The sequence below is a fragment of the Streptomyces sp. NPDC097619 genome, assembly GCF_040302735.1.
In the GTDB taxonomy this organism is placed as follows: Bacteria; Actinomycetota; Actinomycetes; order Streptomycetales; family Streptomycetaceae; genus Streptomyces.
The window spans coordinates 21,424-36,921 of record NZ_JBEOSD010000073.1 but is presented as its reverse complement, the minus strand read 5'-3'; the positions used below and the strand labels follow the sequence as shown (position 1 = coordinate 36,921).

Sequence of the window (15,498 nt, the reverse complement as noted above, 5' to 3'; positions counted from 1 at the left end):
TGATCGTCGAGGGCCTGAACGTCCTCCAGCCCGCCCTGCCCGGCAAGGACGGCCGCACCCGGGTCGGCCTCGCCGACTACTTCGACTTCAGTTCACCCGTGGACCGGCCCCTCGGCCGTCGTCCCGACGGACCGTCTCAGGCGGCCCGTACGACCTGCGCGGCCACCAACGGCCGGTGCGGGGCGATGACCTGGCCGTCCGGCAGCAGCTCACCGGTGTCCTCGAAGAGGAGGACGCCGTTGCACAGCAGGCTCCAGCCCTGTTCCGGGTGGTTGGCCACGGGGTGCGCGGCGTCCCGGTCGGCGGAGTCGGCTGACGGGCAGGCTGGCTGGTGCTGGCACATGGATGCGTTCTTTCGCTGCGGTGTGATGAGCGTGCTGCGGCTCGATGCGGTGTTCATCGCCGCCCCCCGTCGTCGTCGATCGGTCGGAACGGGACCCCACTGGGGCCGCCTCCCCCCGGAGGGGGGAGCAAGACCCCAGTGTTCCCCCGCGGCGGTCGTTCCGCAGGGATTTCCCGGTAGCTGTCCGCTGCGATTGAGGACGCGTCACCCGTGCGGGCGGTTCAATCCAACTCCCCTGTCATTTCGGATGGTTCGGTACTGGTCCGAGCGGGCTAGGCCGGATGGCGTAGCGGGTCAGGCCGGGGTGGCCAGGGCGGCGGGCGCCAGCCGGTGGGTGAGCACCGGCAGCAGCTCGGAGACGGGGTGCGGGCGGTACGCGGCGATCCCGGGCGGGGCCGGGGCGAGCGGCACCAGCAGGTCCGCGGCGCCGGGCAGGCCCGAGCCGGGGTCGGCCCCGACCCCGCGGTGCAGCCACAGCGTGAGCATGTACAGCTCCGGCACGGAGAGCAGCCGCGGCTGGTAGCGGGTGCCGGGGGCCTCGGCCTGGCGCAGGGCGCGTTCGGTGGCGGCCACGTACGGCCCCTCGAAGAAGTGGGAGAAGGCCCAGCCGTCCGCGGTCAGCCGGGTGTCGGCGGCGGCCACGAACCGCTCCCCGCTGCGGATGAGGAACCGCCAGCCGGTCAGCCGGGTGCGGGGCGGCCGGCCGACGGAGGTCACGGGTTCCAGGACGTGGACGGGCAGGGGCAGTTCGACGGAGAGCTGACCCTCCAGGGAGCGCAGGGCGGGCGTATGCGCGTCGTGGACGGCGGAAGCCGAATCGAGTGCCGCGAGAACACTGCGCAGGGCGGGCGCGGGGGCCGGGGGGACATGCAGCGGCATGGTGGGTCGCCTCTCACTTGGGAGACCTGGGGGATCTGGGAAAACCGGGAGTGCTGACGGCGCTGTCGCATTCTGGGGTCAGAGGGGGGCTTTGGGGCAATGGCCGCGCGCCGACTCTCTGCCTCGATTGCGGAGTTTATACGACATGTGTTCACGCAGTGTTTCGGCTAGCCGTCCCGCGGATTTCGGGCAAGGGGCATACCGGTCCCGCTGCGGTGGATTGCATGCCGAGTGGGCGCGGGATTGCCGCGCTGACCTCGGAGGTTACCGGAAGGGGGCTCGGCTGGAAAGCTCCGGTATTAACGGAGCGTGCACGATCGGCCGGAATGTGCGCAGCGGCCCATGCGGAGCGAATATGCCGAAGCGCCGCTTCGGCCAAACCGGCGTGCGCTCCCCGGCCGTCCCGTCCCGGGCGCGTTATCGATCACGGGGCCGGGGCATCATGGCCCGTAGCGACGGCCCGGCATCCCGCGGCCGCGCAGTCGAGGAGGGACGCTTCGATGGGGGAGAAGATCGTGGCAGGCGAATTCGACCTGTCCGATCGGCAACGGTATCGGCGGAAGCTCCACGAGTGCCTGGAGGGACTGGGGCGGCTGCTGGCCGAGAAGAGGTTCGATCGGCCCAAGAACTTCATGGGGCTGGAGATCGAGCTGAATCTCGCGGGCTCCGACGGGCTGCCGAGAATGATGAATGCGCAGGTGCTGGAACGCATCGCGAGCACGGATTTCCAAACGGAACTCGGGATGTTCAACCTCGAGGTGAATATCGTGCCGCACCGGTTGGCGGGGCGGGTATTCGACCAGTTGACGGAGGAGTTGCGGACCAGTTTGGGTTATGCGCACCGGATGGCGGCGGAGATCGATGCCGGAGTGGTGATGATCGGTATCCTGCCGACGCTCGCGCAGGCCGATCTGGTGTCCTCCAACCTCTCCGCCGTGGACCGGTACAGCTTGTTGAACAACCAGATCGTGGCGGCCCGCGGGGAGGACTTCACCCTCGACATCGCCGGGGTGGAGCGGCTGCACTGCACGACCACCTCGATCGTGCCGGAGGCGGCGTGCACTTCGGTGCAGCTGCACCTCCAGGTGACCCCGGGCCGGTTCGCGGCGGTGTGGAACGCGGCGCAGGCGGTGACCGCCGTGCAGATCGCGGTGGGCGCCAACTCGCCTTTCCTGTTCGGGCGGGAGCTGTGGCGGGAGTCCCGGCCGCCGTTGTTCCAGCAGGCCACCGACACCAGGCCGCCGGAACTCCAGGCGCAGGGCGTGCGGCCGCGGACCTGGTTCGGGGAGCGCTGGGTGGACTCCGCCTACGAGCTGTTCGAGGAGAACCTCCGCTACTTCCCGGCGCTGCTGCCGATCTGCGACGAGGAGGAGCCGCTGCGGGTCCTGGACGAGGGCGGTCTGCCGCGGTTGCAGGAACTGGTGCTGCACAACGGCACGGTGTACCGCTGGAACCGGCCGGTGTACGGGGTCGCGGACGGCATGCCGCACCTGCGGGTGGAAAACCGGGTGCTGCCCGCCGGTCCGACGGTGGTGGACGTGGTGGCCAACGCGGCCTTCTACTACGGGCTGGTGCGGACCCTGGCGGAGGAGGCGCGTCCGGTGTGGAGCCGGTTGCCCTTCGAGCAGGCCGAGGCGAACTTCGACGCGGCCTGCCGGTACGGGATCGACGCGCGGCTGGTGTGGCCGCGCCGGGGCCGCGGCGGCGGTCTGGCCACGGTGCCCGCGGTGCGTTTGGTCCTGGACGAGCTGCTGCCGATGGCGGCGGCGGGGCTGGACGCCTGGGGCATCGAGCCCGCCGACCGGGACTTCTACCTCGGGATCGTCGAGGAGCGGTGCCGGCGCCGGGTGAACGGGGCCACCTGGCAGGTGGACACCTATCACCGGGCGCGGTCGGCCGGGCTGGGGCGGGACGCGGCGCTGGCCGCGATGACCCGCCGCTACGCGGAACTGATGCGGGGCGGCGAGCCGGTGCACACCTGGCCCGCGGGGCTGCCGGACGGGGAGCCCGCTGCTTCGGTCAGTCGCGGGCGGAGGCCGTGATGGCGCGCAGGATCGCGGTGTGGATCTGGGCGGGGTCGCTGACGCGGTAGGCGGCCCCGCCGGTGGCGGCGGCGATCGGGCCCAGCTCCGCGAGGTCGGCGTCGGGGCCGATCGCCAGCGCGATCAGCGGGAGCGGGCGCTGCGGGTCGGCGAGTTCGCGGAGCAGGGCGACGAGTCGGTCCCGGGTGGGGGAGCCCGGGTCCTCGTTGACCCCGTCGGTGAGCACCACCACGGCGTTGAACTTGCCCGGGGCGTAGGAGTCGCGGGCGGCGCGGTAGGCCGCGAGGACGGTGTCGTGGAGGCCGGTGGCCCCGTCCGGGACGGGGGCCAGTCCCGCGAACGCGGTGCGCAACAGCTGCCGTTGGGCGGTGCCCCGGGCGTCCTGTTCGCCGAGGGGGCGGGCGGGGACCAGTTCGCGGTGGTCGCGGTCGCCGTCGAGGCGGGTGGCGAAGGTCCAGAGGCCGACCTCGTCCTCCGCGGTGAAGGTCTCCAGTCCCTGGAGCAGCGAGGCGCTGGTCAGTTCCATCCGGGAGCGGCCGGCGGCGTCGGTGGCGGCCATGGAGCCGGAGGCGTCCACGACGGTGAGCAGGCGGGCGCTCTGCACGGTGATGGTCCACAGGGCGAGGGCCCGGCGGACCTGGGGGCCGGTGGGCGGTTCGGCGACCAGCGCGGTGACGGGCTGCGGGGCGCGGCCGCCCGCGGTGTCGACGGTTCCGGCGGCCGCGGTGCCGCGCCGGTCACGGAAGCCGTGCCGGGCCAGGGCGCGCAGCCCGTCGGGGTCGCCGAGGAGTTGCTGGAAGCGCAGGGCGGCCCGGCTGTGATCGAGGTCGAGGCGTCGCTCGTCGACGAGCACGTACGGGTAGTCCAGGAGCGGGGCCCCGTCCCGGGGGTAGAAGAGGGAGAGTCGGGCGGGGCCGTTCCCGGCGGCTGTGTTGTGCCGGAAGGCGGCCTGCTCGGACAGGATGAGGGCCTGGTTGCGGCGCGGGTCGGTGCCGTCGGCGGGGGCCAGGGTGCGCAGCACCTCGGCGTCGGAGCCGGCCGTGCGCCGGGAGAGGGCCTTGGCGGCGGCCGCGGCGGCCACCTCGCCGTCCGGCCCCAGGCCGGCCGCGGCGGCGGTGATCCGGCCGAGGGCGAGCAGCGCGGTGGCGCTGTGCACGGGGTCGGCGGCTCCGGCGCGCAGCGGGTCGGGGGCCACGGTCGCGGCGGCGATGCCCGCCCAGTCGTGGGTGCGGGTGGGCCAGCCGAGGGCCCCGGCGGCGGTCCGGTCGGCGGCGAGCACGACCGGCGAGGAGGCCACCCGGCCGCTCTCGGTGACGGGGACGGAGCCGGGCAGCAGGCGGGCGCGTTCCACCCACAGTTCGGAGTCCGGTATCCAGACGTCGAACTCGGGGGCGCGGCCCGGGACGCCGAGGGCCGCGGCGACGGTGTGCGGGGCGCGGGCGGTGACGGTGACGTCGAGGCAGGAGCCGTCGGTGCGGATGCCCTGACCGCGGGCCCGGTCGGCGGTCTCCCGTACGGCGGGGGCCAGATCGGGGCTGACGGCGACGCGCAACCGGACGGTGCCCCCGGGGCAGTCCTCGCGGAGTCCGGGCAGCAGGTCCCCGGCGGCCACGGCCACGGCCGAGACCACCAGGAGCACGGCGGCGGCGAGGGCCAGGGCCCGGCCGCGACCGGCCGGCGCGGTGGCGCCCGGGCCGCCGGGCCCGTGGGCGGGAGCGGGCCGGGGCCCGGGCAGGCGGTGACGTCCCATGCTGGTGGTGCCTCTCCGTGAACGGCTACGGGCGAGGGCCGGGCAGTATGGGGGTCCGTCACCTCCCGGGGCCGCTCGGGCGCGATCTTCGGATGCGCAGCGAGACCCTAGCGGGGCGGCGGGACGGATGGAACGGGATTGCTGAACTGGAGTCAGTCGTGCGGACACAGCCGGGAGACCTCGTCGGATCTTCGCTCGGACCGGAGGGTGGACGACGGATCCTGCGGTCGGAGACCCTCCTCGTCCTCGCGCTGTCGCTCGGCGCGAGCGGGGTCTCCTCACTGATCAGCTTCATCGGGTCGCTGACCCGGCCCGGCGGGCTCAAGGACCAGGCGGCCACGCTCAACGGCTCGTACGCCCCGGGACGGCCCTGGCTGGACCTGGCCTGGCAGCTCTTCGGGATCGCGAGCGCGCTCGTACCGGTGCTGTTGGTGGCGCACCTGCTGACCCGGGAGGGGGCGCCGGGGCTGCGCGCGCTGGGCTTCGACCGCACCCGGCCCGGATTCGACCTCGGGCGGGGCGCGCTGGTGGCGGCCGGGATCGGCAGTGCCGGGCTGGCCTTCTACCTGGTGGCCCGGGCGTCGGGCTTCAACCTGACGGTGGTGCCGGAGTCCCTGCCGGAGGTGTGGTGGAAGTTCCCGGTGCTGATCCTCTCCGCGGTGCAGAACTCCGTGGTGGAGGAGGTCATCGTCCTCGGATACCTGCTCCGCAGGCTGGACCAGCTGGGCTGGGGGCCGATGGTCGCGCTCGCGGCGAGCTCGCTGCTGCGCGGCTCCTACCACCTCTACCAGGGCATCGGCGGCTTCATCGGGAACGTGGTCATGGGCGTGGTCTTCGTCCTGCTGTACCGGCGCTGGGGGCGGGTGGGCCCGCTCGTGGTGGCCCACGCGCTGCTCGACATCGTGGCCTTCGTGGGCTACGCGCTGCTCGCCGGGCACGTGGGCTGGCTGCCGGTGCCCGACAAGGGCTGAGCCGGAGGCCGGGCGCCCGCCCACGGCCCTGCGGACGGGCCGTGGGCGGGTTGCTTCCGGCCGAGGGGGCGCCGCTCAGGGGGTGCTGAGGAGTTCGCCGTCGAGGACGGTCACGGCGTCTCCGGTGAGCAGGGTGCGCGCCCCCGCCAGGGTCACCCGCACCAGGCCCGTCCGCGCGGAGCCCTGGAGGCCGGTGAGCTCGGTGCGTCCGAGCCGGGCCGCCCAGAACGGGGCCAGGGCGGTGTGGGCGCTGCCGGTGACCGGGTCCTCGTCCACGCCGACGGCCGGGAAGAAGCCGCGGGAGACGAAGTCGTAGCCGCGCGCCGGATCCTCTGCGGCGGCGGTGACCACGACCCCGCGCCGGCCGTAGGCCCGCAGGGCCGCCAGGTCGGGCCGCAGGGCACGCACGGCCGCCTCGTCGACGAGCTCCACCAGCAGGTCCCCGATGTGGTCCGCGGTGTCGTGGACCGAACGGATCTCCGCGCCCAGGGCCGCCGCGATCTCCCCGGGCACGGGGACGGGGGTGAGGGAGGAGGTCGGGAAGTCGAGGGTGAGCCGACCGTCGGGGCGGCTCTCGGCGCGCAGGATCCCGCAGCGGGCCGCGAACCGGATCGGGCCGTCGGCCAGACCGGCGCCGGCCAGGACGTGCGCGGTGGCGAGGGTGGCGTGCCCGCACATGTCGACCTCGGCGGCGGGGGTGAACCAACGCAGCGCCCAGTCGGCCTCGCCACCGGGCGGCAGCGGGTGCGCGAAGGCCGTCTCGGAGAGGTTGACCTCGGCGGCGACCTGCTGGAGCCAGGCGTCGGCCGGGAAGCGGGGCTCTTCGAGCAGGAGGACCGCGGCGGGGTTGCCGGAGAAGGGGCGGTCGGTGAAGGCGTCGACGATACGGATGCGCATGGGTCGACCGTAGGGGGGTGTGGGGGTGGTCGCCAGGGGCGATGGTCCCGGTTGGGCGGGGGTGGGTGGGGGCGGCCGGGCTTGGTTGGGCGGGGCGGGGGTGCCGCTGCGCGGGGCCTTCTCCCCGCCCCGCCCCTTTCCGATACCGGGGCTGCGCCCCGGACCCCGTTTCGGGGGCTCCGCCCCCGGACCCCCGCGCCTCAAACGCCGGCGGGGCTGAGTTTGGCCCCCGTTCGGCCGGCCGTCTGGGGCCCCGGGGTCAGGTGACCAGGGCGGAGAGTTTGCGGAGGGACTCGTTGAGGGCCGCGGTGGCGGAGTCCTTGAGTTTGCCGGCCATCAGGGAGACGGCGGCGCCGGTGAAGTCGCCGTCGATGCGGACCGTGGTGGCCGCGCCGTCCGGGATCAGGGTGTAGCGGGTGCCCACGATCACGCCCATCGGGCCCTTGCCCCGGATGGCCAGGACCCGCTCGGCCTCCAGGTCCTCCACGGTCCAGGTGACCTCGGCGGGGAAGCCCATCATCTTCATGTTCTCCGCGAAGGTGGCGCCGACCGCGAGTTCCGTCGGGCCGCCCTGCGGGAAGTTCGTGTGGGTCTGGCTCCACTCGCCGTACGCCTCCCAGGCGGTCAGCTGGGACCAGACCTTCGCGGCGGGCGCCTCGATGCGTGATTCGGCGGTGACTTCGGCCATGCGACCACCCCTTCTCGACGGTTCGTGCGGCGGAACGTAGTGCCCGGGGGGCCAACATTCAATACTGACGACCAGTCAGAAATCACGGCCCGGTCGCGCCCGTGTCTCAACAGGTGTCACCGGGGTGACACTCCTGACCCGCCCTGTCAGGATGACGGGATGCAAGCGTCAGGGAGAAATGCCGGCCTGGGGATCGCCCTGGTCTCGGCACTCGCGTTCGGTGGTTCGGGAGTCGCGGCGAAGCCGCTCATCGAGGCGGGGCTCGACCCCCTTCACGTGGTCTGGCTCAGGGTGGCCGGGGCCGCCCTCGTGCTGTCCCCGTTGGCCTGGCGCCACCGCGACCTGTTGGTCCGCCGTCCGGCGCTGCTCGCGGGCTTCGGCCTGATCGCCGTCGCCGGGGTGCAGGCCTTCTACTTCGCCTCCCTGTCCCGCATCCCCGTGGGCGTGGCCCTGCTCCTGGAGTACCTGGGCCCGGCGCTGCTCCTCGGCTACATCCGTTTCGTCCAGCGCAAGCCGGTCAGCCGGGCCGCCGCGGGCGGTGCCGCCGTGGCCGTGGCCGGACTGGCCTGCGTGGTGCAGATCTGGTCCGGCCTGAGCCTCGACCCGCTCGGCGTGCTGCTCGGCCTCGCCGCCGCCTGCTGCCAGGCCGCGTACTTCGTCCTCGCCGACCAGGGCAGCGACGCCGAGGGCGACGCCCCCGACCCGCTGGGCGTCATCGCCTACGGCATGCTGATCGGCGCCCTGGTGCTCACCCTCGTGGCCCGCCCGTGGAACGCCGACTGGCAGGTCCTGTCCGGGCAGGCGTCCATGAACGGCACCGACGTGCCCGCCTGGCTGCTGCTGGGCTGGGTGATCCTGATCGCGACCGTGTTCGCGTACGTCACCGGCGTGGTCTCCGTGCGGATGCTCTCTCCGCAGGTGGCCGGGGTGGTGGCCTTCCTGGAGGCGATCACCGCTGTCGTCTTCGCCTGGGTGCTGCTCGGCGAGACCCTGGCCGCCTGGCAGATCGCGGGCGGGGCGCTCGTGCTGCTCGGCGCCTTCATCGCACAGACCGCGCGCCCCGGTGGCGCCACCGAACCGGTGGCCTCCGGCGGTCCGGTGCCCCCGGTGCCGGTCGAGACCGGGTCGGCGGACGCCCTCGCCGCCGACGCCGTTCCCGATCGGTCCGCCCTGGACCGCGAGCCCACCGCCCCCTAAGGTGACGATCATGCCTTCGACCGTGCTGCCGCCGCCCGTCCGCTGACGCGGGCGGCCGGACCCCAGGCCCGAGCCGACGCCCCGGTGTGACCGGGGCGTGGTCGTGCTGCCCGCGGACGGAATCCCCCGGGGACCGGGTGTCCCCGCCTTCTCGTTTTGCGGACCTTCCGGAGAGCACACGTGTCGCAGTCGCAGTCCTTCCCGCCCGCCGTTTCCCCCGTCGCCGCCGCACCGGTGCCCGCACCGGTACCGAGCGGTCCCGTCCCCGCCGACGGCGCTTCCGCCCGTCGCAGCCTGCTCGCCCTCGTCGTGGCGGGGGTGGCCTGGGGCACCGCCGGGGCCGCCGCCACCCTGCTCTTCGGGGTGGCCGGGCTCGGCCCCCTGGCCCTGACCTTCTGGCGCTGTGCCGGTGGGCTGCTCCTGCTCCTGGGCGTCCTGGCGCTGCGCGCCCGGCGCCGTCGCGCCGCCGGGGCGGGCGCGGGCGCCGCCCGACCGGCCGGGCACGGCCGCGGGGAGCTCATCGGCACCGGGCTCCTCTTCACCCTCTTCCAGGCCGCCTACTTCGCTGCCGTGCAGGAGACCGGGCTCGCCGTGGGCACGGTGGTCTGCCTCGGCGCCGGGCCGGTGCTCATCGCCCTCGGCGCCCGCCTGGGCATGGGGGAGCGGCTCGGGCTCGGCGGTGGTCTCGCCGTGACCGGGGCCCTCGCCGGACTCGCCGTCCTCGTCCTGGGCGGAGGCGGCACCGAGGTGCGTCCGCTCGGCGTCGGGTACGCCCTGCTCTCCGCCGCCGGGTACGCGGGCATGACCCTGCGGACCCGGGCGCTGGGGCGTCGCGGCCGGGCCGGGGACCCGCTGGTCACCACCGCCTGGTCGCTGGCCGTGGGCACGGTGTCGCTGCTGCCCCTGGGGCTGGTCGAGGGGCTGCTGCCGCGGCTCGACCGGCCGGTGACCGTGCTGCTGCTCCTGGCGTACGTGGCCGCGGTGCCGACCGCGCTGGCCTACGCCCTGTACTTCACCGGGGCCGCCCGGGTCCGGGCCGCCACGGTCTCCGTGATCATGCTGATCGAGCCGGTGAGCGCGGCCCTGATCGCCGTGCTGTTCCTCGGCGAGCTCCTGACGGCCGCCACGGTGGGCGGCACGCTGCTGCTGCTCGCCGCCGTGGGCGCGCTGACCGTGGCCGAGGCCCGGCAGTCCCGGGCGACCGGGTCCGGGTCCGGGAAGGAGAACGGGTCCGGGTCCGGCCGGGCGCGGGCCGTCGGAGCGGCGCCGACGGCCTGAGCGCGCCGACCCCGGACGAAGCCGGCGGAACCGGCGGACCGCGACCCCCGTACGCGGTCCGCCGGAGACGTCAGCGCAGGGCGCCGAGGTAGGCCGGGGGTTCGATGCCCGGGGCGAGGTCCGCCGAGGGGACCACGCCGCCGTAGGTGCGCCGGACCGGCACCACACCGGCCCAGTACGGCAGCTCCAGGTCGGCCGCGTCGTCGTTGGGACCGCCGGTACGGGCCTTGGCGGACACCTCGGCGAGGTCCAGCTTGATCACGGCGGTGGCGGCCAGCTCCTTGGCGTCGGCCGGTCGGGAGTCCGCCGAGCGGCCGGGCACCACGTGGTCGACCAGGGCGTCGAGGGCGGTCCGGCGCTCGGTCTCGTCGGTCACCTGGCGGGCGGTGCCGTGCACCACCACCGAGCGGTAGTTCATCGAGTGGTGGAAGGCCGACCGGGCCAGCACCAGCCCGTCCACGTGCGTGACCGTCACGCAGACCGGCAGGCCCGGTTCCTCCGCGCCGCCCGCCATGCGCAGCGGGCGGGAACCGGTGGAGCCGTGGAGGTAGAGGGTGTCGCCGACCCGCCCGTAGAGGGTCGGCAGGACCACCGGCGCTCCGTCGCGGACGAAGCCCAGGTGGCACACGTAGCCCTCGTCGAGGATGGCGTGCACGGTCGCGCGGTCGTAGGAGGCGCGGTCCCGCGAGCGGGTGGGGACGGTGCGCTCGGTCGGCTCGTAGGAGGCGGTGGCGGACATTGCGTACTCCATTGCACTAGTGCATAATGTGGTTTGTGCTAGGAGAGTACAGGTTCACGGGTCGTGGCGCATCGGAGATTGCCGAGGGGATCGAACAGGGGGTCGGCTCGGGCGAGCTGGCGCCCGGTCGCCGGTTGCCCCCGATGCGGGAGCTGGCCGTCGACCTCGGGGTGAATCCGAACACCGTCGCCGCCGCCTACCGGATCCTGCGCGACCGCGGGGTCATCGAGACCGACGGCCGCCGCGGCAGTCGGATCCGGGCCCGCCCCGCGACCACCCCCCGGGACGCGGTCCGGTTGGCCGCCGGGCCCGGCGTGCGCGACGTCTCCGGCGGCAACCCCGACCTCGCGCTGCTGCCCCCGCTGGACGGGGCCCTGGCCGAGGCCGCCCGCCGCAACGCCGCCCGGCCGGGCCTGTACGGGTACGAGAGCGTGCTCCCGGAGCTGGAGGAGCGGGCGCGGGCGGGGTTCGTCGCCGACGGGGTCCCGGCGGGTCCGGTGGCCCTGGCCTCCGGCTCCCTGGACGTCATCGAACGGGCCCTGGGCGCGCACCTGAAGCCCGGGGACGCCGTGGCGGTGGAGGACCCCGGCTGGAGCAGCCTCCTCGACCTGGTGCCCGCGATGGGCCTGCGCCTGCTGCCGGTGGCCGTGGACGACGCGGGCCCGCGCCCGGCCGAGGTGGCCCGCGCCCTGGACCGGGGTGCCCGCGCCCTCGTGGTCACCGACCGGGCCCAGAACCCGACCGGCGCGGCCCTGACCGCCGAGCGGGCCGCCGCCCTGCGGGCCGTGCTCACCGACCACCCCGGGGTGCTCGTCATCGAGGACGACCACGGCTACGCCAACGTGGACGTGCCCCTGCACCCGCTGGCCGGGGCCACCGGCCACTGGCTGATGGTCCGTTCCACCGCCAAGGCGTACGGGCCCGACCTGCGGCTGGCCGTGTTCACCGGGGACGCCGTCACGCTGGACCGGATCCGCGGCCGGTACCGGCTCGGACCGGGCTGGGTCAGCCGACTGCTCCAGTACGCGGTGGTCCACCTGTGGTCGACGGGCGCGGTGGACGTGCCCGCCGTGGCGGCCTCCTACGGGCGCCGGCGGAACGCCCTCGCCGCGGCCCTCGCCCGGCACGGCGTCCCCGCGCACGGCCGGACCGGCATGAACGTGTGGATCCCCGTCACCGACGAGACCGGGGTGACCGCCCGGCTGCTCCAGGCCGGTTGGGCGGTGGACCCCGGGGCCCGGTTCCGGGTGGCCTCCGGGCCCGGGGTGCGCGTCACCGTCTCCACGCTCACCGACGCGGACATCGAACCGCTCGCGGCGGCCGTGGCCGCCGCGGTCCGCCCGGGCCCCGGCGCCCGCTTCGACTGAACCGGCGGGCGAACCCGCTCACCCGCGTCGGACCCCGCGCGCGGGAACCCACCCGCCGGCCGTGGGCCCGCACCCCCGTGGCGGGCCCGGCGCGGGGTCCGGTCAGGCCCTGACGGGCCGGGGCCGACTCTGCGTCAGGGCCGCGCCCGCCAACACGATCAGGGCGCCCACCGGGGCGTTCCAGTGCACGGACTCGCCCAGCACCAGCACGCCCGCCGCCGTCGCCACCACCGGGATGAAGTACGTGACCGTCTGCGCGATCGTCGGACCCACCTCGACGACCAGTCCGTACTGCATCTGGAGCGCCAGACCCGTGCCGAGCGCCCCCAGGGCCACCACCGCGAGGGTCGGCCACAGCGGGAACCCGCCCGGAGCGGCCGTGAAGAACGGCACCACCACGGCCAGTTCGAGAGTGGCCAGGCCCAACTGCGCCCCGGTGAGCGCCACCGGAGAACTCGGACTGCCCGCCAGGGTCCGCCGGACGTAGATCCAGCCGACCGGGTAGCAGAAGGAGGCCAGCAGGGCGAGGGCCGTGCCCCGCGCGTCCAGGCCCGAGAAGCCCTGCCAGGCCCCCAGCACCGTCAACACCCCGAGGAAGCCCAAGCCGAGACCGGCGAACCGGCGGCGGGTGGGACGGTCCTCGGAGAGCGCCACCAGGGAGAGGGCCATGCCCCACAGCGGAGAGGTCGCGTTGCAGATGCCCGCCAGGCTCGACGGCAGGGTGAGCTCCGCGTACGCGAACAACGAGAACGGCACGGCGTTCAACAGCAGCGCCGCCACCGCCAGGTGCGCCCAGGTCCGCCGGCCGCGCGGCAGCGGCTCCCGGCGCAGCAACAACACCGCGCCCAGCACGACCGCCCCCGAGAACACCCGGCCCAGCGCCACCTGGAGCGGGGCGTACGCCTCCGTGCCCACCTTGATCAGCAGGAAGCTGAAGCCCCAGACCACCGAGAGCACCGCGAACCGCACCCGCCAGTCCAGGGCGGGTCGGCGACGGCCGGGTGTCCCCGCGGGGACGGCGGGAGACGTGACGGAGGCGGTGGCGGAGGGGGCGGTGGAACCGATGCCGGTGTCGGACCGGCGGAACGGGGCTGCGGGTGCGCTCATGCGACCACCTTGCTTCGGTCAACCTCTTAGCACAAGCGAGAAATTCTGAAGCAGAAAGCGTAGTGTTGCTTACATGTTGAACCTGGAGCGCCTGCGGACCCTGGACGCCCTCGCCCGGCACGGCTCCGTGAGCGGTGCCGCCGAGGGCCTGCACGTGACCACCTCGGCCGTCTCCCAGCAGATGGCCAAACTGGAGCGGGAGATCGGGCAGCCGCTCGTGGCCCGCAACGGGCGCGGGGTCCGCCTCACCGACGCCGGACGGCTCCTCGCGGACCACGCCGCCCGGATCATCTCCCAGGTGGAGCTGGCCCAGGCCGACGTGGAGGCCCAGCGCGGCCACGCCGTGGGGGAGCTGCGCCTGGCGGCCTTCCCCACCGCCCTGCGCGGACTCCTCCCGGCCGCCCTCGTCTCCCTCCGCGCGGACCACCCCGAACTGCGCGTGCGCACCCGCGAGTGCGAGCCCGAGGAGAGCCTGGCGGCGGTGGTGCGCGGGGACCTCGACGTGGCGGTGGGCATCGACTGGCACAACAAGCGGATGCGGGTCCCGGAGGAGCTGGAGCGCGCCCACCTCCTCGACGACGCCGCCGACCTCGCGGTCCCGGTGGGCCACCCCCTCGCCGGGCGCGCCGAGGTCTCCCTCGACGAGTTCGGGGCGGACGAGTGGATCTCCTGGCAGGAGGGCCAGTTCTGCCACGAATGGTTGGTGTTCACGCTGCGCGGGGCGGGCGTCGAGCCGCGGATCGAGCACGTCGCGGAGGAGCACCACACCCAGCTCGCCTTCGTCGCGGCCGGGCTCGGCGTGTGCGTGGCGCCCCGGCTCGGGCGCGGCCCGGTCCCGGACGGGGTCCGGCTGCTGCCCGTACGGGACCCGGTGCGGCGGCACATCTTCGCGGTGTGGCGCTCCGACGCGGGCCGGCGGCCCTCGGTCCGGGCCGTCGTGAGCGCCCTCCAAGCGGCGGGCGCGGCCCACCCGGGCTGTTGACCGGCGCGGCCCGGGCGCGGATCGCGGGGGCGCCCGGGCCGCGGGCCGGGCGCAGCCGACCGGCCCGTCCGTCACCGCTTGCGGAAGTCCCAGGAGACCACCGAGTCCGGGGTGAGGCGGATCCAGGCGTGCCGACCGTCGTGCGGCATCTCCTCGATGCCGAAGTTCTTCACCGGGAACAGCCGCTCCGGCACGGTCAGTTCGGGGCAGGGCTCGCCGATCCTCGGGGCCTCGCCCACGAACTCGGCCGTGCCCGTCAGCTCCACCCCGCGCAGTTCGTCGTAGGACTCGCCCGCGTCCACCAGCACCGAGATCCGGGGGTCCTTGCGGAGGTCGGCCCACCGGCGGCTGCGCACGATCGAGTACAGCCACAGGGAGGCCCCGTCCCAGACGAACCACAGGGCGCCCACGTGCGGCCTGCCGTCCGGCGAGACCGTGGCCACCCGGCAGGTCCGCTCGGTGCCGAGGAAGGCGTCCACCTCCTCGCCGGTCATCATGATCCGCCGGCCGCGCCGCTGCTTCTGGTCCATGGATCCGCACCCCTTCACATCTGACGGTGTGTCAGGAAGCATGGTCGTTCCGCCGCCCGAACGCCAGGGGGAGTCATGCCCGGAACCGCCACCGACGGCACCGCCGAGACCGCCGGCACCGTGCTCCTCACCGTCGAATGTCAGAACGGCGTCGTGGGCGAGCGCAGTGCCCTGCCCGAACTGGCCGCGTCCGTGAGGGATTCCGGAACCCTGGAGCGGATCGCGGCGCTCGCGGTCGCGGCCCGCGCCGCCGGCATCCAGGTGGTGCACGCCGTCGCCGAGCGCCGCCCCGACGGCCGCGGGGCGAACACCAACGCCCGGCTCTTCCGCGCCGCCGGACGACTGCCCGTCCGGCAGCTGACCGGCAGCGAGGCCGTGGAGCTCGCCGCGCCCCTGACCGCGGCCCCCGAGGACCTGGTCGTCCGGCGCCTGCACGGCCTCTCGCCGATGGCCGGGACCGACCTGGACCCGCTGCTGCGCAACCTCGGCTGCCGGACCCTCGTGGTCACCGGGGTCTCCTCCAACATCGCCGTGCCCAACACCGTCTTCGACGCCGTCAACCACGGCTACGCGGTGGTGGTCCCCACCGACGCCGTGGCCGGGGTGCCCGCCGCGTACACCGCCGAGGTGCTCAAGCACTCGCTGTCCCTGGTGGCCGCCCTGACCGACACCGCGGCGCTCCTGGACCGCTGGACCGGGGCGGGCCGGTAGGTCGGGACCGCCACCGG

At 74.7% G+C, this 15,498-nt stretch carries 15 protein-coding genes and 1 pseudogene; 8 read left to right on the top strand and 8 right to left on the bottom strand.

What is annotated here, in order from left to right:
• Nucleotides 1-104, top strand: a pseudogene (locus ABTZ17_RS20720) (type I pantothenate kinase); the annotation flags it as partial.
• 32 nt (nucleotides 105-136) lie between these two features.
• Here ABTZ17_RS20720 and ABTZ17_RS20715 read toward each other — a convergent pair.
• The gene (locus tag ABTZ17_RS20715) at nucleotides 137-343 is read right to left on the bottom strand and encodes a DUF5999 family protein (RefSeq protein WP_352197127.1); all 207 of its coding nucleotides are present in this window, start codon (nucleotides 341-343) and stop codon (nucleotides 137-139) included.
• Nucleotides 344-637: 294 nt separating this feature from the next.
• Complete coding sequence (locus ABTZ17_RS20710) at nucleotides 638-1,222, bottom strand: hypothetical protein (protein ID WP_352197126.1); 585 nt, start codon at nucleotides 1,220-1,222, stop codon at nucleotides 638-640.
• Between the two features lie 500 nt (nucleotides 1,223-1,722).
• Here ABTZ17_RS20710 and ABTZ17_RS20705 point away from each other — a divergent pair, with 500 nt between their 5' ends.
• Nucleotides 1,723-3,264 (top strand): glutamate-cysteine ligase family protein, encoded by a 1,542-nt coding sequence (locus ABTZ17_RS20705; protein WP_352197125.1) that lies wholly within the window; start codon nucleotides 1,723-1,725, stop codon nucleotides 3,262-3,264.
• Here the strand turns inward: ABTZ17_RS20705 and ABTZ17_RS20700 are convergent.
• The gene (locus ABTZ17_RS20700; protein WP_352197124.1) at nucleotides 3,242-5,014 is read right to left on the bottom strand and encodes a substrate-binding domain-containing protein; all 1,773 of its coding nucleotides are present in this window, start codon (nucleotides 5,012-5,014) and stop codon (nucleotides 3,242-3,244) included. The two genes, ABTZ17_RS20705 and ABTZ17_RS20700, sit on opposite strands and share 23 nt — an antisense overlap.
• A gap of 158 nt (nucleotides 5,015-5,172) precedes the next feature.
• On the opposite strand from ABTZ17_RS20700, the gene ABTZ17_RS20695 reads away from it, so the two are divergent.
• Nucleotides 5,173-5,985: a CPBP family intramembrane glutamic endopeptidase gene (locus tag ABTZ17_RS20695; protein WP_502994764.1), complete on the top strand. Its 813-nt coding sequence runs from the start codon at nucleotides 5,173-5,175 to the stop codon at nucleotides 5,983-5,985.
• 75 nt (nucleotides 5,986-6,060) lie between these two features.
• On the opposite strand, the gene ABTZ17_RS20690 is transcribed toward ABTZ17_RS20695, so the two are convergent.
• Nucleotides 6,061-6,882, bottom strand: a complete 822-nt coding sequence (locus ABTZ17_RS20690; protein ID WP_352197123.1) for a PhzF family phenazine biosynthesis protein — start codon at nucleotides 6,880-6,882, stop codon at nucleotides 6,061-6,063.
• 259 nt (nucleotides 6,883-7,141) lie between these two features.
• Nucleotides 7,142-7,570 (bottom strand): type II toxin-antitoxin system Rv0910 family toxin, encoded by a 429-nt coding sequence (locus ABTZ17_RS20685; protein ID WP_352197122.1) that lies wholly within the window; start codon nucleotides 7,568-7,570, stop codon nucleotides 7,142-7,144.
• Between the two features lie 159 nt (nucleotides 7,571-7,729).
• On the opposite strand from ABTZ17_RS20685, the gene ABTZ17_RS20680 reads away from it, so the two are divergent.
• A complete protein-coding gene (locus tag ABTZ17_RS20680) occupies nucleotides 7,730-8,767 on the top strand; it encodes an EamA family transporter (protein WP_352197121.1) in 1,038 nt (345 codons plus the stop codon).
• Nucleotides 8,768-9,001: 234 nt separating this feature from the next.
• A complete protein-coding gene (locus tag ABTZ17_RS20675) occupies nucleotides 9,002-10,045 on the top strand; it encodes an EamA family transporter (protein WP_352197128.1) in 1,044 nt (347 codons plus the stop codon).
• Between the two features lie 70 nt (nucleotides 10,046-10,115).
• Here ABTZ17_RS20675 and ABTZ17_RS20670 read toward each other — a convergent pair whose 3' ends face one another.
• Entirely contained in the window at nucleotides 10,116-10,796 is a 681-nt protein-coding gene (locus ABTZ17_RS20670; RefSeq protein ID WP_352197120.1) for a pyridoxamine 5'-phosphate oxidase family protein, read from the bottom strand.
• Between the two features lie 23 nt (nucleotides 10,797-10,819).
• Between ABTZ17_RS20670 and ABTZ17_RS20665 the strand changes: the two genes are divergently transcribed.
• Nucleotides 10,820-12,151: an aminotransferase class I/II-fold pyridoxal phosphate-dependent enzyme gene (locus ABTZ17_RS20665; protein WP_352197119.1), complete on the top strand. Its 1,332-nt coding sequence runs from the start codon at nucleotides 10,820-10,822 to the stop codon at nucleotides 12,149-12,151.
• Nucleotides 12,152-12,253: 102 nt separating this feature from the next.
• Here the strand turns inward: ABTZ17_RS20665 and ABTZ17_RS20660 are convergent, their stop codons facing one another.
• On the bottom strand, nucleotides 12,254-13,258 hold the full coding sequence (locus ABTZ17_RS20660) for a DMT family transporter (protein WP_352197118.1): 1,005 nt from the start codon (nucleotides 13,256-13,258) through the stop codon (nucleotides 12,254-12,256).
• Nucleotides 13,259-13,331: 73 nt separating this feature from the next.
• Here ABTZ17_RS20660 and ABTZ17_RS20655 point away from each other — a divergent pair, with 73 nt between their 5' ends.
• The gene (locus ABTZ17_RS20655) at nucleotides 13,332-14,240 is read left to right on the top strand and encodes a LysR family transcriptional regulator (protein WP_352197117.1); all 909 of its coding nucleotides are present in this window, start codon (nucleotides 13,332-13,334) and stop codon (nucleotides 14,238-14,240) included.
• A gap of 71 nt (nucleotides 14,241-14,311) precedes the next feature.
• Here ABTZ17_RS20655 and ABTZ17_RS20650 read toward each other — a convergent pair whose 3' ends face one another.
• Nucleotides 14,312-14,770 carry a pyridoxamine 5'-phosphate oxidase family protein gene (locus tag ABTZ17_RS20650; protein WP_352197116.1) on the bottom strand — a complete coding sequence of 153 codons (459 nt, stop codon included), beginning with the start codon at nucleotides 14,768-14,770 and terminating at the stop codon, nucleotides 14,312-14,314.
• Between the two features lie 75 nt (nucleotides 14,771-14,845).
• On the opposite strand from ABTZ17_RS20650, the gene ABTZ17_RS20645 reads away from it, so the two are divergent.
• A complete protein-coding gene (locus tag ABTZ17_RS20645) occupies nucleotides 14,846-15,481 on the top strand; it encodes a cysteine hydrolase family protein (protein WP_352197115.1) in 636 nt (211 codons plus the stop codon).
• The last annotated feature ends 17 nt before the right edge of the window (nucleotides 15,482-15,498 follow it).

Excerpts from the sequence above, each read along its gene's own strand:
- ABTZ17_RS20650 (WP_352197116.1), bottom strand. The coding sequence starts at position 14,770 with ATGGACCAGAAGCAGCGGCGCGGCCGGCGGATCATGATGACCGGCGAG.
- ABTZ17_RS20690 (WP_352197123.1), bottom strand. The coding sequence starts at position 6,882 with ATGCGCATCCGTATCGTCGACGCCTTCACCGACCGCCCCTTCTCCGGC.
- ABTZ17_RS20715 (WP_352197127.1), bottom strand. The coding sequence starts at position 343 with ATGTGCCAGCACCAGCCAGCCTGCCCGTCAGCCGACTCCGCCGACCGG.
- ABTZ17_RS20660 (WP_352197118.1), bottom strand. The coding sequence starts at position 13,258 with ATGAGCGCACCCGCAGCCCCGTTCCGCCGGTCCGACACCGGCATCGGT.
- ABTZ17_RS20655 (WP_352197117.1), top strand. The coding sequence starts at position 13,332 with ATGTTGAACCTGGAGCGCCTGCGGACCCTGGACGCCCTCGCCCGGCAC.
- ABTZ17_RS20710 (WP_352197126.1), bottom strand. The coding sequence starts at position 1,222 with ATGCCGCTGCATGTCCCCCCGGCCCCCGCGCCCGCCCTGCGCAGTGTT.
- ABTZ17_RS20685 (WP_352197122.1), bottom strand. The coding sequence starts at position 7,570 with ATGGCCGAAGTCACCGCCGAATCACGCATCGAGGCGCCCGCCGCGAAG.
- ABTZ17_RS20670 (WP_352197120.1), bottom strand. The coding sequence starts at position 10,796 with ATGGAGTACGCAATGTCCGCCACCGCCTCCTACGAGCCGACCGAGCGC.
- ABTZ17_RS20645 (WP_352197115.1), top strand. The coding sequence starts at position 14,846 with ATGCCCGGAACCGCCACCGACGGCACCGCCGAGACCGCCGGCACCGTG.
- ABTZ17_RS20680 (WP_352197121.1), top strand. The coding sequence starts at position 7,730 with ATGCAAGCGTCAGGGAGAAATGCCGGCCTGGGGATCGCCCTGGTCTCG.
- ABTZ17_RS20705 (WP_352197125.1), top strand. The coding sequence starts at position 1,723 with ATGGGGGAGAAGATCGTGGCAGGCGAATTCGACCTGTCCGATCGGCAA.
- ABTZ17_RS20700 (WP_352197124.1), bottom strand. The coding sequence starts at position 5,014 with ATGGGACGTCACCGCCTGCCCGGGCCCCGGCCCGCTCCCGCCCACGGG.